Origin of the sequence: Roseateles aquatilis, from assembly GCF_002205645.1 — a bacterium.
In the GTDB taxonomy this organism is placed as follows: domain Bacteria; phylum Pseudomonadota; class Gammaproteobacteria; order Burkholderiales; family Burkholderiaceae_C; genus Roseateles; species Roseateles aquatilis.
In genome coordinates this window covers 989018-1002329 of record NZ_NIOF01000001.1, presented here as the reverse complement: position 1 = coordinate 1002329, position 13312 = coordinate 989018, and the positions used below count along the sequence as shown (strand labels likewise).

The window sequence follows — 13312 nt, the reverse complement described above, 5'->3', positions numbered from 1 at the left end:
TTCATGGGCGAGGGCACGCGGGCCCCGGCGTCACTCCGGGACCGCGTCCTCCGCCGGCTGCGGCTGGCGCAGGCCGACCTGCAGCGGCAGCCTGAGGGATTCCTTGCCGCGTTGCACGGCGATGACGGTCCTGCTCTCCGGCTTCAGCGCGGCGACGACGTTGACCAGTTCCCGCGGCGAGCGCACCGGGTGACCACCGACGTCGGTGACGACGTCGCCGGCCTCCAGCCCCGCCTTCGCGGCCGGGCTCGCCTTGAAGACTTCCTTCACCAGCACGCCGTGATCGACGCTGAGCTTGAGCGTGTCGACGACGTCGGAATTGACGTCCCCGGTGATCACGCCCAGCCAGCCGCGCGAGACCTTGCCGTCCTTCACCAGCGCTTCCAGCACCTGGTAGGCCGAGTCCACCGGGATCGCGAAGCCGATGCCCAGGCTGCCGCCGCCGGTGCGCGAGTAGATCGCGGTGTTGATGCCGACCAGCCGGCCCTGCACGTCCACCAGCGCGCCACCGGAGTTGCCGGGGTTGATGGCGGCGTCGGTCTGGATGAAGTTCTCGAAGGTGCTCAGGCCGAGCTGCGTGCGCCCCAGCGCGCTGACGATGCCCGAGGTCACCGTCTGGCCGACGTTGAACGGATTGCCGATCGCCAGCACCACGTCGCCGACCTGCAGCTCGCCGGCCTTGCCGGGGTGGATGACCGGCAGTGGCGCCGGCAGCGTGATGCGCAGCACCGCGAGGTCGGTCTCGGGATCGGTGCCGACCAGCTTGGCCTCGGTGTCGCGGCCGTCGGCGAGTTGCACGCGGATCTCGGTGGCGCCGGACACGACATGGTTGTTGGTCAGCACGTAACCTTCGGGCGAGACGATCACGCCCGAGCCCAGGCCGGTTTGCGGGCGTTGCTGCTGCTGAGGCAGCCGCTTGCCGAAATGGAAGCGCAGCCAGGGGTCGGCTTCGATCTCGCGCTGGGTGGGCGCCGGCTTGTTGGCCAGCACCGCGACCACCGCCGGCGAGGCCGCCTGCGCCGCGGCGGCGAAGCTGAACTGCACGGCGGCCCGCGGCGGCGCGCCGACGGCGGCGGGCAGTGTTGCCAGCACGGTGGGCGCGTGATGCAGCCATTCCGGCTTCATCGTCGCGACGACGAAATAAGCAGCCAGCGCCACGGTGGTGGCCTGGGAGAAAATCAGCCAGGTTTGACGCAAACGAGATCCTGTCATGGCACATCGCACGGAGCTGGAGCGGCTGCTCGCCGCCACGCTGGAGCCCACGCGCTTCAAGGATTATGGGCCGAACGGTCTGCAGGTCGAGGGCCGCGACACGATCCGCCACCTGGTCTGCGGGGTCACCGCCAGCCTGGCGCTGATCGACGCGGCGATCGAGGCCGGCGCCGACGCGATTCTGGTTCACCATGGCCTGTTCTGGCGCGGCCAGGATGGTCGCGTCGTCGGCTGGATGAAGCAGCGCCTGTCGCGGTTGCTAGCGCACGAGATCAACCTGTTCGCCTATCACCTGCCGCTGGACGCGCATGCGGAGCTGGGCAACAACGCGCAGTTGGCGCGGCACCTGGGCTGGGCGGCCGACGGTCGTTTCGGCGAACAGGACCTGGGGAGCATCGGCACGCTGCCCGCGGGGCTGGTGTCGCTGGACGGACTGGCGGCGCATGTGGAGACGAGGCTCGGTCGCGCGACCGTGCGGGCGGCCGGCGACGGTCGGCCGCTGAAGCGCGTCGCATGGTGCACCGGTGGCGCGCAGGGCTACTTCGAGGCCGCCATCGCCGCGGGGGCCGACGTTTTCATCACCGGCGAGATCTCCGAACCGCAGGCGCATTACGCCGCCGAGACCGGCGTCGCGTTCATCGCCGCCGGCCATCACGCGACCGAGCGCTACGGCGTGCAGGCGTTGGGCCAGACCGTGGCGGAGCAGCTCGGCCTGCGGTACGGCTTCATCGACATCCCCAATCCCGCATGAGCCCGCGCCATCCCGCCGGCTCCACGAACGCCGAGAACCCCATGCCTTCCTCCCCGATCCTGCTGACGATGGGCGACGCCTGCGGCATCGGTCCGGAGATCGCCGTGGCCGCCTGGGCGAAGGATCGTGGCACCGATCTGCGGCTGGTCGGCGATGTCGGCGTCTACCGGCGCGCGTTGCGCTTCATGGGCCTGGACCTGCCGGTGGCGCTGCTGGCGCGGTCGGACGACATCGCGCCGCCGGACTGCCTGCCCGTGTGGCAGCCGCCGGGATTGCCCGCGGGGCTGCTCGCCCAGCCGCTCGGCCGGGTCAGCGCCGGGGCCGGCGCGGCGGCGGCGCGTTGCATCGTCGCGGCGGTCCATGAGCAGCAGGCCGGGCGCTCCCGCGCGCTGGTGACCGCGCCCATCCACAAGGAGGCGCTGCATGCCGGCGGCGTCGACCATCCCGGCCATACCGAGCTGCTGCAGGCGCTGTGCGCCGACGCGCAGGGGCAACTGCCGCCGGTGCGCATGATGCTGGCCAATGACGAACTGCGCGTCGTGCTGGTGACCATCCATGTGTCGCTGCGCCAGGCGGTCGACCAGATCACCGCCGGCCGCGTGCTGCAGACCTTGCGCATCGCCGACGCCGCTTTGAAGCGCGCCGGCATCGCCGCGCCGCGCATCGCCATCGCCGGCCTGAATCCGCATGCCGGGGAGGGCGGCCTGTTCGGCGACGAGGAGATCCAGCACATCGCGCCGGCCATCGCGCAGGCCCGCACGCTGGGCATCGACGCGCACGGCCCGTTCGCGCCGGACACCGTGTTCATGCGCGCGCGCCACGCGCCGCCGGCGCATCCGGGCGAGTTCGATGTCGTCGTCGCGATGACGCATGACCAGGGTCTGATCCCGGTGAAGTACCTCGGCGTGGAGCAGGGCGTCAACGTGACGTTGGGGCTGCCGCTGGTGCGTACCAGCCCGGATCACGGCACCGCCTTCGACATCGCCGGCACCGGCCGGGCCGACCCCGCCAGCATGGCTGCGGCGATCCGCATGGCGCGGGCGATGTCGGCCTGAACGGCTGCGGAGGACGCGCGGCGTCGGCCCCGACGTGACGCTTGGCGCGCAGCGTGCCCCGGCGGGAGCATGTCCCTCGTCATGGGGGGGCGGGCCAGGGTGGCAAGCGCGGCGAGACACGCAGATAATTCTCGCCACGACACGGCGCCGGCAGGTATCGGCACCGGTCAAAAGCCAACGCCCATAGGGGGAATCATGTCTGTCTCGAAGATTGCGCGGTCCGGCCGCCTCGCGTTGCTGGCGCTGGCCGGCGCGCTCCAGTTCGGTTGGGTGCCCGTCGCCTCCGCGCAGCAGGTGCACGAGCCGATGAGCGTCTGGTTCGACGTGCTGTTCGACGAGAACGGCCAGGCCAAGGAGGTCACGCCCATCGACGAGGCCTCGCAGCCGGCCGCCTTCTGGGCGCAGATGAGCGCGCGGTTGAAGCAGGCCAAGATCCCGCCGCACCAGGAGAACGGCCAGAACGCCACCTTCCGCAGCGGCGTGCGCCTGGGGCTGAAGGTGGACAAGGAGAAGGGGACGGTCGGCATCACCTCGATGGAGGTCCTGCCCATCCAGACCAGGCAGTACTACGCGTCCTATCCCAAGGATGCCAACAGGGCGGGCTGGGAAGGGGAGCTCAAGATGATTTGCCGCGTCGGCACCGATGGCACCTGCGTGCAGATGTCCGTCGAGATGCCGGCCGGCATGCCCGAGTCCCTGCGCCGCTATGGTCGCGCGTCAATGGAAGGATGGCGCTTCCGGCCGCAGGAAGTGAACGGGAAGCCGGTCGAGGGCGAGTACGTCGTGCTGATGCGGATGAAAACCGCCGACAACATGCCGGTCGACTTCCGCGAGCCGCGCAAGCTCTGATTCCGGTCGGGAGGGGCGTGCGCCCCGGTTCGACGATGTTTCGGCCACCCTCGGGTGGCCGAAGTCCTTTCAGGCCTTCGCGCCCAGGGCGGCGAGCTGCTGGCGCGCGCGGGCGGTGGCCCGCTCCAGCAGATCGGCATGCTCGTACGCGCGCAGGCGCCCGGCCTCGCAGAGCTTGCGCAGCATGCGCGCGGTCATCGTCAGCGTCTGCTGGTGGCGCTGGCCGTGGGTGAAGATGAAGAAGCTGCGGCTGCCGCTGATGTGGGCCAATCGCACCTTGGTCCATTCGCCGTCGCGGTGCATCTGGTAGGCGGTGCCCAGTTGCACATGGTCGATCAGCAGCTCGCCGGTGGCCGGCGCGGGCGCTTCCTCGGCGGCGGGCAGGCCGTCGATGCTGATGTCCACCGCCTGCAGCGGGCGCTGCTCGTCGGCGCCGAGATCGATGTCGATCTGGCCGTCCCAGTCGACGTGCGCGTCCTCGACCAGGCCCAGGCGCTTGGCCTCGTCGGCGGACAGGCGCTCGGACAGGTCCAGGTCCAGCGTGGCGGCGTTCGGCGCGGGCAGGTCCTGCTCGCGCGGGGGCGCCATGCCGAAGACCGACTCCAGCTGCTTGGCCAGCAGGTTGTATTCGAGCGGGCTGAGCGCCTGGCCCTTCAGCGATTCGGCGTGCGCGGGCAGCAGCTCGGCGAAGAACTTCTTGCGCTCCGGCTCCGGCCACCGGACCAGGTCCAGGCCTTCGTTGAGCGTGCGCATCAGCACCGGCAGCGAGGCCAGGAAGGCCTGGCGCTGCTGCGGCGTCGTCTTGGGCTGGACCGACAGCACCAAGTCGCGGCCCATGTTGCGCAGGCGGTCGACCAGCGCCGCGTCCAGGTCCGGATGGCGCGACGCGTGGACCAGCACCTCGCTCCAGGTGCGGGTGAGGAACTCGCGCAGGAACTCGCGCATCTCCACGTTGGCCATCGCCTGCTGCAGCTGCTGCATGTAGCGCTGCTGCAGCCGCAGCTCGGTCTCCTTGCGCTCCAGCAGCGCGGCGGTGTCGCCTTGCGCCTTGAGCGTCTGCGCGGTCTGCTCGCCGATGAAGTGCTCGAGCTGGCCCAGCTTGGACTCGTACAGGTCCATGCGGTCGAAATCGCCGCTGACGACGTCCTGCACCAGTTCGCGCACCAGCGCGAGGAAGGACTTGCCGGGGTCGTCGGTGAAATCGTCGTAGGCCGCCGCCAGCGAGGCGATGCGGTTGACCAGCCGCCGCACCGGATGGCGCCGCGACGAGAAGAAGGAGCGGTCGCCCAGCGCTGCGCGCAGCACCGGCAACTGCAGCCGGGCGATCTGCTGCGCCATCAGCGGCGGCAGCTTGGCGTCGGACAGGATCTGGTCGAACAGCCCCGCGACGACGTCGATCACCATGTGATCGAGCGAGCCGCTGGCGGCCTGGCGCAGTTCGTCGCGGTGCAGGTGGATCAGGTTGGGCGGCAGCACGATCGGGCCGTCGACATAACCGACGCCGGGATCGCCGTCCCAGCCCTGCCACTGGCTGTTCGTGGCGAGCGCGCCACCACCGGTGGTCGGGCCGCCGAAGCCGCCGGACGGGCTTTGCGCCAGCCGGCGCAGCAAGTCCATCAACTGCGGATCGACGGCGCCGCCGCCATAGCCGCCCTGGCCGCTGCCCTGGAATCCGCCCGCCACGCTGTGCAGGCCGCCCGCGCGGCTGCCGCCGTAGCCGCCGGGGCCGTGCTGCGAGCCGCCCGGGCCATGCAACGCGCCGGGCAGTGTCGCGTACCGGCTGTCGTGCAGCGGCACGCCGGACGTGCTGGAGCCGCCGCGCAAGGACTGACCCCGCGAGCCATCCGCGCCCCGCACGCGCAGGTCTTGCGGGCGCAGACCGCGGCTGCGGAACAGGCCGGCGATGTCGGCATAACAGGCGCGCATCTCGAGCGCGAGCGCGCGGGTGAGTTCGTCGATCAGGATCTGACGCGTCTCGGGATCGTCGCTGACGGCGTTGACGCCTTCCAGCAAGGCCTGCGCGATGGCTTGCGGCCGCAGCGGGTGGCGGTCGTCGGCGATGCCGGGGATGTCGCCCATGTAGGCGTTGACCTCGCGCAGCTCCCATTCGCTCTGGTGGCCGAGCGCCAGGCCGATGCGGTCGGTGGCGACCAGCGCGTTCACCTGCTCGTCGTCCATCAGCGAGAGCTGGTCCCACTGCGCGGCCTTGGTCGACGGACGGGCGGACGTGGGGGAAGACGAGGGCGACGCCGTGGCCGAGGCCGGGGCGCCGGGCACCTCCAGCGCCTGCTGGCGCATGGACTGGTCGAAGCGCTGCGAGAACAGCGCCTGATGCTTGCGGAAGATGAATTGCGCGGACAGCAGCGCATCCCGCCGCTTGGCCTGTCCGGCGGACAGTGCGGCGAGACCGAGACCTTCGGCGCCGCGCTCGGCGGCTTGTTCCACCGCCGTGCGCACGCGTTGCAGCGCCACGTCGACGTGGGGGTTGAGACGGTTCATCGAGGCATCAGGCACACATGTGGCGACCACACCACATCGCAAGTATCGGCGGAACCCACCCCCCATTTGGGCGGGCCCCGCCCGTCATTCGAGCAAAAGCTGACGATTGACGGCGCCTTTACGCTTTGTCACGCCTGAGCGAGTCTCGGATCTCGCGCAGCAGCTGGATGTCCTCGGGAGTCGGGGGCGGCTCGGCCGGCGCGGCGGCCGGGGCCTCGCGCTTGAGGCGGTTCACCTGCTTGATCATCACGAAGATGATCAGCGCCAGGATGATGAAGTTCAGCAGCACCGTCAGGAAGCTGCCGTAAGCGAACAGCGGCACGCCCGCCTTGCTCAGGGCCTCGTAGGTCATCGGACCGGCGTAGTTGGCCGGCGGGTCCGAGAGCATCACGAAGTAGTTGCTGAAGTCCAGACCGCCGACCACCTTGCCCACGATCGGCATGATCAAGTCCTTGACCACCGAGTCGACGATCTTGCCGAACGCGCCGCCGATGATCACCCCGACGGCGAGGTCCATCACGTTGCCCTTGACGGCGAACTCACGGAATTCGGTCAGAAAACCCATCGCTTGCTCCTTGTGCTTCAGATGTGCGAAGGCGCCCACTACCAAGCGCTTTCCCGGGTGGCCCTCCGCCACCGGCCAAGCATCCTAACGGGGTTCGCGCCAAGAGAAATGTCAACTTGGTGCGACGCTGCACATCGGTAGAGCGCCTAGGGGCGGCACGGTTCTTTCACACCTAGAATCTTTGGTTGCCCCAGATCAGAAGTTCCCTGTAAGGACCCTCATGAGTGACCAACAAGTGGATCAAGGCAAGCGCACCTGGCTGATCGCGACCAGCTGCGCGGGAGCAGTAGGCGGCGTGGCCACCGCCGTCCCGTTCGTCAGCACCTTTGCGCCGTCCGAGCGCGCCAAGGCCGCTGGCGCAGCCGTGGAAGTCGATATCGGTGCCTTGTCTCCCGGCCAGAAGATGACTGTCGAATGGCGGGGCAAGCCCGTCTGGATCGTGCGCCGGACCAAGGAGCAGCTCGACGCGCTCAAGTCCAACGACGCGGACCTGGCGGACCCCAACTCCGACCGCAAGGCCTTCCCGATCCCCGGGTACGCCAAGAACGAGTGGCGCTCGCTGAAGCCGGAGTACCTGGTGGTCGTGGGCATCTGCTCCCACCTGGGTTGCTCGCCGAGCGACAAGTTCCAGCCGGGGCCGCAGGCCTCGCTGCCGGACAACTGGCATGGCGGCTTCCTGTGCCCCTGCCACGGCTCGACCTTCGACATGGCGGGCCGTGTCTTCAAGAACAAGCCCGCGCCGGACAACCTCGAAGTCCCCCCCTACACATACCTGTCGGACACCAAGCTGTTGATCGGTGAAGACAAGCAGCAGGCCTAACCCGGAGCGAGGCAGACGACATGGCTGAATTCAAGGAAGCACCCGCCGGCGCTCCGATGGGCGTCAAACTCCTCACCTGGGTGGACAACCGGTTCCCGGCGTCCAAGATGTACAAGGAGCACATGTCGGAGTATTACGCTCCGAAGAACTTCAACTGGTGGTACATCTTCGGCTCGTTGGCCCTGCTGGTGCTGGTGATCCAGATCGTCACCGGCATCTTCCTGGTGATGCATTACAAGCCCGACTCGGCGCTCGCGTTCGCGTCGGTCGAGTACATCATGCGGGACGTCCCCTGGGGCTGGCTGATCCGATACATGCACTCGACGGGCGCCTCGGCGTTCTTCGTCGTGGTCTACCTGCACATGTTCCGCGGGCTGCTGTACGGCTCGTACCGCAAGCCGCGCGAGCTGGTCTGGGTCTTCGGCTGCGCGATCTTCCTGTGCCTGATGGCGGAAGCCTTCATGGGCTACCTGCTGCCGTGGGGCCAGATGTCGTACTGGGGCGCGCAGGTGATCGTGAACCTGTTCGCCGCCGTGCCCTTCGTCGGACCGGACCTGGCGCTGCTGATCCGCGGCGACTACGTCGTCGGCGACGCGACGCTGAACCGCTTCTTCAGCTTCCACGTGATCGCGGTGCCGCTGGTGCTGCTGGGTCTGGTGGTGGCGCACATCATCGCGCTGCACGAGGTGGGCTCGAACAATCCGGACGGCGTCGAGATCAAGGCGAAGAAGGACGCGCAGGGCCGGCCGCTCGACGGCATCCCGTTCCATCCGTATTACACGGTGCACGACCTGTTCGGCGTCGGCCTGTTCCTGATGGCCTTCACCGCGATCATCTTCTTCGCGCCGGAGCTGGGCGGCTACTTCCTGGAGTACAACAACTTCATCCCCGCCGACCCGCTGAAGACACCGCCGCACATCGCGCCGGTCTGGTACTTCACGCCGTTCTACTCGATGCTGCGCGCCACCACCGACGTGATGGTCACGGTGTTGTGCGTGGTCGTGGCGGCCGCGGCGGTGCTGACGGTGCTGCGCGGCGCGTTCTCGGCCAAGGGCAAGATCGCGACGGTGGTGCTGGCGCTGGTGGGCATCGCGCTGCTCAAGACCTTCGACGCCAAGTTCTGGGGCGTGGTCGTGATGGGCGGGGCGGTGATCATCCTGTTCTTCCTGCCCTGGCTGGATCACAGCCCGGTCAAGTCGATTCGCTATCGCCCCAACTGGCACAAGTACCTGTACGGCATCTTCGTCGTCGTGTTCCTGGCGCTGGGTTACCTCGGCATCAAGCCGCCGTCGGACGCGGGCACGCTCGTGTCGCAGGTGGGCACGCTGTTCTACTTCGGCTTCTTCCTGCTGATGCCGTGGTGGAGCCGCATGGGCACCTTCAAGCCCGTACCCGACCGCGTCACCTTCCATCCGCATTGAACCGCCAACGTCACGGAGTCGAACGAATGAAGAAAATCATCGCCACGCTGCTGACGTCCATGTGCCTGGGCACGGGTCTGATGTCGACGGCGTCCGCGTCCGAGGGCGGCATCGAGTGGGATCGCTTCCCCGTCGAGAAGATGAACGATCTGGCCGCGCTGCAGCACGGCGCCAAGATCTTCGTCAACTACTGCCTGAACTGCCACAGCGCCAGTTTCATGCGCTACAACCGGCTGAAGGACATCGGCCTGACCGACGACCAGATCAAGGGCAATCTGCTGTTCGCCGGAGAGAAGGTGGGCGAGACGATGAAGGTCTCGCTGGACCCGAAACAGGCCAAGGACTGGTTCGGCGCGCTGCCGCCGGACCTGACCGTGATCGCGCGATCCAGGGCCGACGGCAGCAAGGGAACGGGGGCGGATTACCTCTATACCTACCTGCGAAAATACTACCGCGACGAAACGAAGGCCACGGGATGGAATAATCTCGCCTTCCCCAGCGTGGCCATGCCGCATGTGCTGTGGGAGCTCCAGGGCGTCCGCACCGCCAGGTTCGAGGAAGAAAAAGACCCGCACGACCCCGCCAAGGTCGCGCATGTCTTCAAGGGCTTCGAACAGGTCACGCCCGGAACGATGACACCGCAGCAGTATGACGAGACCGTCGCCGACCTGGTCGCCTACCTTCAATGGATGGGCGAGCCGGCGCAAGGTCTGCGATTCCGGCTCGGCATCATCGTGGTGCTGTTCCTGCTGGGGTTCACTGTGTTCGCCTGGCGCTTGAACGCTTCCTACTGGAAGGACGTCAAGTAAATCCGAAGGTCCGGCCCTGGCCGGACCCATGCGCAGTGGGGCGCCGAGGAGGCCCCCACTGCGTTGTCATTTGTTTGGTCCTTGACTGCGCCGGCGTTGGCTGGCTTGTCAGATAACGAGGAAGCCGCGAGGCTTCGATCAGGAGTCCACTGCCATGATGGTGCTTTATTCCGGAACCACTTGCCCCTATTCGCACCGTTGCCGATTTGTGCTGTTCGAGAAGGGCATGGACTTCGAGATCCGCGATGTCGACTTGTTCGCCAAGCCCGAAGACATCGCGCTGATGAACCCGTACAACGAGGTCCCCATCCTGGTGGAACGTGACCTCATCCTGTACGAGTCGCACATCATCAACGAGTACATCGACGAGCGCTTCCCGCATCCGCAGCTGATGCCCGGAGACCCGGTCGCCCGTGCCCGCGTGCGCCTGTTCCTGTTCAACTTCGAGAAGGAGCTGTTCGCCCACGTCAACGTGCTGGAGAACCGCGGCCAGGCCGTCAAGCCGACGGAGAAGCAACTGGAGAAGGCCCGCTCGCAGATCCGCGACCGCCTGACGCAGCTGGCGCCCATCTTCTTGAAGAACAAGTACATGCTGGGCGACGATTTCTCGATGCTCGACGTCGCGATCGCGCCGCTGCTGTGGCGCCTGGACTATTACGGCATCGACATGTCGAAGAACGCCGTGCCGCTGCTGAAGTACGCCGAGCGGATCTTCTCGCGTCCGGCCTACATCGAGGCGCTGACGCCGTCCGAGAAGGTGATGCGCAAGTAATACACTGCGTCGCTATGGATGACAGCAAGGACGGCGGCGCCATCGCCGCCAGCTCGACGCGGCCGTATCTGATCCGCGCCCTGCACGAGTGGTGCACCGACAACGGCTTCACGCCCTATGTCGCGGTGCATGTGGACCGCACGGTACAGGTGCCGATGGAGTACGTGAGCAACAACGAGATCGTGCTCAACGTCGGTTTCGACGCCACGAGTAACCTGGACCTGGGCAATGAACTGATCCAGTTCAAGGCTCGGTTCGGCGGCGTGGCGCGCGAGATCATCGTGCCGGTCGATCACGTGGTGGCGATCTATGCGCGCGAGAACGGCCAGGGCATGGCCTTCCCGCCGCCCACGCCGGACGACTCGGCCGCGGCTCAGCGCCCGGCGCCGGGCGCGTCGCGCGGTCTGCGGCTGGCGTCGTCGGACGCGGCCAGCGACGAGCAACCGCCCAAGGCCGATCCCGCGGCCGCATCCGGCGCGTCGACGTCTCCGGACGACGACGATCCGGGCACCAGCCCGTCGGGCGGCCGTCCGGCGTTGAAGCGCATCAAGTGAGGTGACGCCAGGCGCGAGCCGGCGCGCCGCCCCGTCCAGGCGAGGGGGTGCGCGACGGTTTTCGCTCCAGACGTGCCGTCGCTGCGTCTAGAATGCAGCCGCGCCGCAATCATTGCGGCGCACCAGTTTTCCGTGTGCCGGCTTAGCTCAGTTGGTAGAGCAACCGCCTTGTAAGCGGTAGGTCATCAGTTCGAATCCGATAGCCGGCACCATCCATCCAGCCCCTGGGTCCTGAGTCAAGACACTGCGGGTTTCTGAAAAGTCCTTGCGTGATAGTCACTTATCACACAAGGACTTTTGCTTTTATACCGCACTCGAGCTGGCTGGCCTGACGATGGCATTGGGAAACAGTGTGTCAGAGCGTGCCAATTGGCACCCCTTCCAGACCAAACGCTCACCAAACGCATGTTCTTGCGGGCGTCTAAACAACCGTGCCTATCCGTCTTGCAACCAACCAGGAGCAAGAAATGGATTTGATGACCGTGAAAGAGGCGTGCCAGGAGCTGAAAATCAGCCGCAGGACCCTTTACAGGATGATTGCCGAGGGCGTCGTGCCGGCGCCACGCAAGATTCACAACTTTCGCAAGGTGTACTTCATACGGAAAGACATCGCGAAGAAGGTCGGTCAGGGGCTTCGCTGAACTGCCGGCTGGGCGGTCCGGGTGACGAAGTTCTCAAAACTTCTCACGAAGTTTGAGAACGGTTGTGTGCAATCTTTCGAGCGGTTCGGGCCGACGCTTCAACGGTGATACCGGCTCACGGCGCCCAATCCGCCGCAGCACGCGCGCGGCGCGCCCATCCGACATGCTGCTTCAGCTCACTTGTCGAGCGCGTAGCCGGCGAGTAGTACGTTGAAGCGCCATCCCGTGCCAGCAACTGGTCTTCGGGGCTGAGCCGCAAGCGCTGCGCTCCCAGAGCTGCAGCAGTCTTGTTCGGGTGGTCGCTGTACGAGCCCACCTCCGATACGGACAACGCCGACATCAGGGCGATGTAGCCCGCTTGGTAGGCGGCGTTGACGGACACCGCGTCGCCGGATGTCGCCTGTAGCGCGCGGCCCAGCAGAGAGCAGCTCTGCCGCTCAAGGGCTTCACTTCGGGCGAGGATGTCTGCGTCGTCTGGAAAGCTCATCCGCTGCAATCTAAGTAGGGTTGCGTCGGAGGTCAACGCCACGATATTGCCTTTCGTGGCTGGGCCCGCGCGGCCAGAAGAAGCGGGGATGGCTGCCCATCCCCGCTCAGTCAATTCAATGCGCTCGATTTCCTGTTGGCTGCATGCCCGGGGTCAGCCCGGCCACCGCGTCGTCAGAGAGTTCGTCGACGTCGCCTGCGACCAGTGCGGTGACAACGTCCATTACGGCCGTATCGTTGAACACGGACGGCAGGTCGCCTGGCTTTGTGACCTCCGCAGCGAGCCGCAACGCTCGGCTCAAGTCGCCGGTCACTCCTTTGACGGAGTCAAGAAGGCCCGCGAGCTTCACCTGAGCCTCCCCCTCCACGGCCGTGGTCACGCCCGTAAAGAGTGGCGCGTGCTCAGTGCATACCAGCGTCGTGAGCAGACCGCAGGCCAGCGCGTGATGCAGTACGTGCTGCACCTGCGCGTCATTGAGGTGAAGCACCAGCCTCAGCTGCGCTGAGCCGGTCTGCATCACGATGACCAAGAGCGGGTTGCTCCGGTCATCGGCCTCGAGGAAGACAAGTTGCTGCTTACTCCTGTCCGTCGCGCTGTTGAGGCTCTCTACCAGCCAGTGGGGTGCCCTGACGAACAGGGCTGGGATGTCGAGCGGCTGCTCGAGCAACGAAGTCAGCTCTCCTACGTCCTTGGCCGAGAACGCACGTCCTCGGCGCAACTTCATCAGTGCGTCAAACGTCGAAAGAAATTCCATGGGTACTCCGGGTGTCCTGGTATCCCGTGTAGCCAGGAAATCTGCCGGCCTGAAATCCGGTCACCGTTGCCAGCCAGGAATAAAGCGCCCGTCGCTACACGCCGAGTACGGGCCACGCGGTGT

At 66.9% G+C, this 13312-nt stretch carries 14 protein-coding genes and 1 tRNA gene; 10 read left to right on the top strand and 5 right to left on the bottom strand.

Features of this window, described 5'->3' with window-relative positions; translation table 11 throughout:
• Positions 1-30: 30 nt before the first annotated feature.
• Positions 31-1197, bottom strand: a complete 1167-nt coding sequence (locus CDN99_RS04240; protein WP_088382819.1) for a S1C family serine protease — start codon at positions 1195-1197, stop codon at positions 31-33.
• A gap of 13 nt (positions 1198-1210) precedes the next feature.
• On the opposite strand from CDN99_RS04240, the gene CDN99_RS04235 reads away from it, so the two are divergent.
• From CDN99_RS04235 to CDN99_RS04225, 3 genes are all read left to right on the top strand, one after another.
• Positions 1211-1963: a Nif3-like dinuclear metal center hexameric protein gene (locus CDN99_RS04235; RefSeq protein ID WP_088382817.1), complete on the top strand. Its 753-nt coding sequence runs from the start codon at positions 1211-1213 to the stop codon at positions 1961-1963.
• A 41-nt stretch (positions 1964-2004) separates the two neighbouring features.
• On the top strand, positions 2005-3018 hold the full coding sequence (pdxA, locus tag CDN99_RS04230; RefSeq protein WP_238139349.1) for a 4-hydroxythreonine-4-phosphate dehydrogenase PdxA: 1014 nt from the start codon (positions 2005-2007) through the stop codon (positions 3016-3018).
• A gap of 195 nt (positions 3019-3213) precedes the next feature.
• Complete coding sequence (locus CDN99_RS04225) at positions 3214-3867, top strand: energy transducer TonB (protein WP_158218748.1); 654 nt, start codon at positions 3214-3216, stop codon at positions 3865-3867.
• A gap of 69 nt (positions 3868-3936) precedes the next feature.
• On the opposite strand, the gene CDN99_RS04220 is transcribed toward CDN99_RS04225, so the two are convergent.
• Positions 3937-6366: a DUF1631 family protein gene (locus tag CDN99_RS04220; RefSeq protein ID WP_238139348.1), complete on the bottom strand. Its 2430-nt coding sequence runs from the start codon at positions 6364-6366 to the stop codon at positions 3937-3939.
• A gap of 118 nt (positions 6367-6484) precedes the next feature.
• Entirely contained in the window at positions 6485-6931 is a 447-nt protein-coding gene (gene mscL / locus CDN99_RS04215; RefSeq protein ID WP_088382813.1) for a large conductance mechanosensitive channel protein MscL, read from the bottom strand.
• A gap of 220 nt (positions 6932-7151) precedes the next feature.
• Here mscL and petA point away from each other — a divergent pair, with 220 nt between their 5' ends.
• From petA to CDN99_RS04180, 7 genes are all read left to right on the top strand, one after another.
• Positions 7152-7751 carry a ubiquinol-cytochrome c reductase iron-sulfur subunit gene (gene petA / locus CDN99_RS04210; RefSeq protein WP_088382812.1) on the top strand — a complete coding sequence of 200 codons (600 nt, stop codon included), beginning with the start codon at positions 7152-7154 and terminating at the stop codon, positions 7749-7751.
• A gap of 20 nt (positions 7752-7771) precedes the next feature.
• Positions 7772-9172 carry a cytochrome b gene (locus CDN99_RS04205; RefSeq protein WP_088382811.1) on the top strand — a complete coding sequence of 467 codons (1401 nt, stop codon included), beginning with the start codon at positions 7772-7774 and terminating at the stop codon, positions 9170-9172.
• Between the two features lie 26 nt (positions 9173-9198).
• A complete protein-coding gene (locus CDN99_RS04200; protein WP_088382810.1) occupies positions 9199-9981 on the top strand; it encodes a cytochrome c1 in 783 nt (260 codons plus the stop codon).
• Between the two features lie 154 nt (positions 9982-10135).
• Positions 10136-10753, top strand: coding sequence for a glutathione S-transferase N-terminal domain-containing protein (locus CDN99_RS04195; protein ID WP_088382809.1), 618 nt, complete (start codon positions 10136-10138; stop codon positions 10751-10753).
• 14 nt (positions 10754-10767) lie between these two features.
• Entirely contained in the window at positions 10768-11307 is a 540-nt protein-coding gene (locus CDN99_RS04190; protein WP_088382808.1) for a ClpXP protease specificity-enhancing factor, read from the top strand.
• 136 nt (positions 11308-11443) lie between these two features.
• Positions 11444-11519: transfer RNA gene (locus CDN99_RS04185), tRNA-Thr, on the top strand.
• Positions 11520-11774: 255 nt separating this feature from the next.
• Positions 11775-11948, top strand: coding sequence for a helix-turn-helix transcriptional regulator (locus CDN99_RS04180; protein WP_088382807.1), 174 nt, complete (start codon positions 11775-11777; stop codon positions 11946-11948).
• A 115-nt stretch (positions 11949-12063) separates the two neighbouring features.
• Here the strand turns inward: CDN99_RS04180 and CDN99_RS04175 are convergent, their stop codons facing one another.
• Complete coding sequence (locus CDN99_RS04175) at positions 12064-12435, bottom strand: hypothetical protein (protein ID WP_141100625.1); 372 nt, start codon at positions 12433-12435, stop codon at positions 12064-12066.
• A gap of 115 nt (positions 12436-12550) precedes the next feature.
• Complete coding sequence (locus CDN99_RS04170) at positions 12551-13189, bottom strand: hypothetical protein (protein WP_088382805.1); 639 nt, start codon at positions 13187-13189, stop codon at positions 12551-12553.
• Between the last annotated feature and the right edge of the window lie 123 nt (positions 13190-13312).

Coding starts and splice junctions, on each gene's coding strand:
- CDN99_RS04235 (WP_088382817.1), top strand. CDS start 1,211: ATGGCACATCGCACGGAGCTGGAGCGGCTGCTCGCCGCCACGCTGGAG.
- pdxA (WP_238139349.1), top strand. CDS start 2,005: ATGCCTTCCTCCCCGATCCTGCTGACGATGGGCGACGCCTGCGGCATC.
- CDN99_RS04225 (WP_158218748.1), top strand. CDS start 3,214: ATGTCTGTCTCGAAGATTGCGCGGTCCGGCCGCCTCGCGTTGCTGGCG.
- CDN99_RS04220 (WP_238139348.1), bottom strand. CDS start 6,366: ATGAACCGTCTCAACCCCCACGTCGACGTGGCGCTGCAACGCGTGCGC.
- mscL (WP_088382813.1), bottom strand. CDS start 6,931: ATGGGTTTTCTGACCGAATTCCGTGAGTTCGCCGTCAAGGGCAACGTG.
- petA (WP_088382812.1), top strand. CDS start 7,152: ATGAGTGACCAACAAGTGGATCAAGGCAAGCGCACCTGGCTGATCGCG.
- CDN99_RS04205 (WP_088382811.1), top strand. CDS start 7,772: ATGGCTGAATTCAAGGAAGCACCCGCCGGCGCTCCGATGGGCGTCAAA.
- CDN99_RS04200 (WP_088382810.1), top strand. CDS start 9,199: ATGAAGAAAATCATCGCCACGCTGCTGACGTCCATGTGCCTGGGCACG.
- CDN99_RS04195 (WP_088382809.1), top strand. CDS start 10,136: ATGATGGTGCTTTATTCCGGAACCACTTGCCCCTATTCGCACCGTTGC.
- CDN99_RS04190 (WP_088382808.1), top strand. CDS start 10,768: ATGGATGACAGCAAGGACGGCGGCGCCATCGCCGCCAGCTCGACGCGG.
- CDN99_RS04180 (WP_088382807.1), top strand. CDS start 11,775: ATGGATTTGATGACCGTGAAAGAGGCGTGCCAGGAGCTGAAAATCAGC.
- CDN99_RS04175 (WP_141100625.1), bottom strand. CDS start 12,435: ATGAGCTTTCCAGACGACGCAGACATCCTCGCCCGAAGTGAAGCCCTT.
- CDN99_RS04170 (WP_088382805.1), bottom strand. CDS start 13,189: ATGGAATTTCTTTCGACGTTTGACGCACTGATGAAGTTGCGCCGAGGA.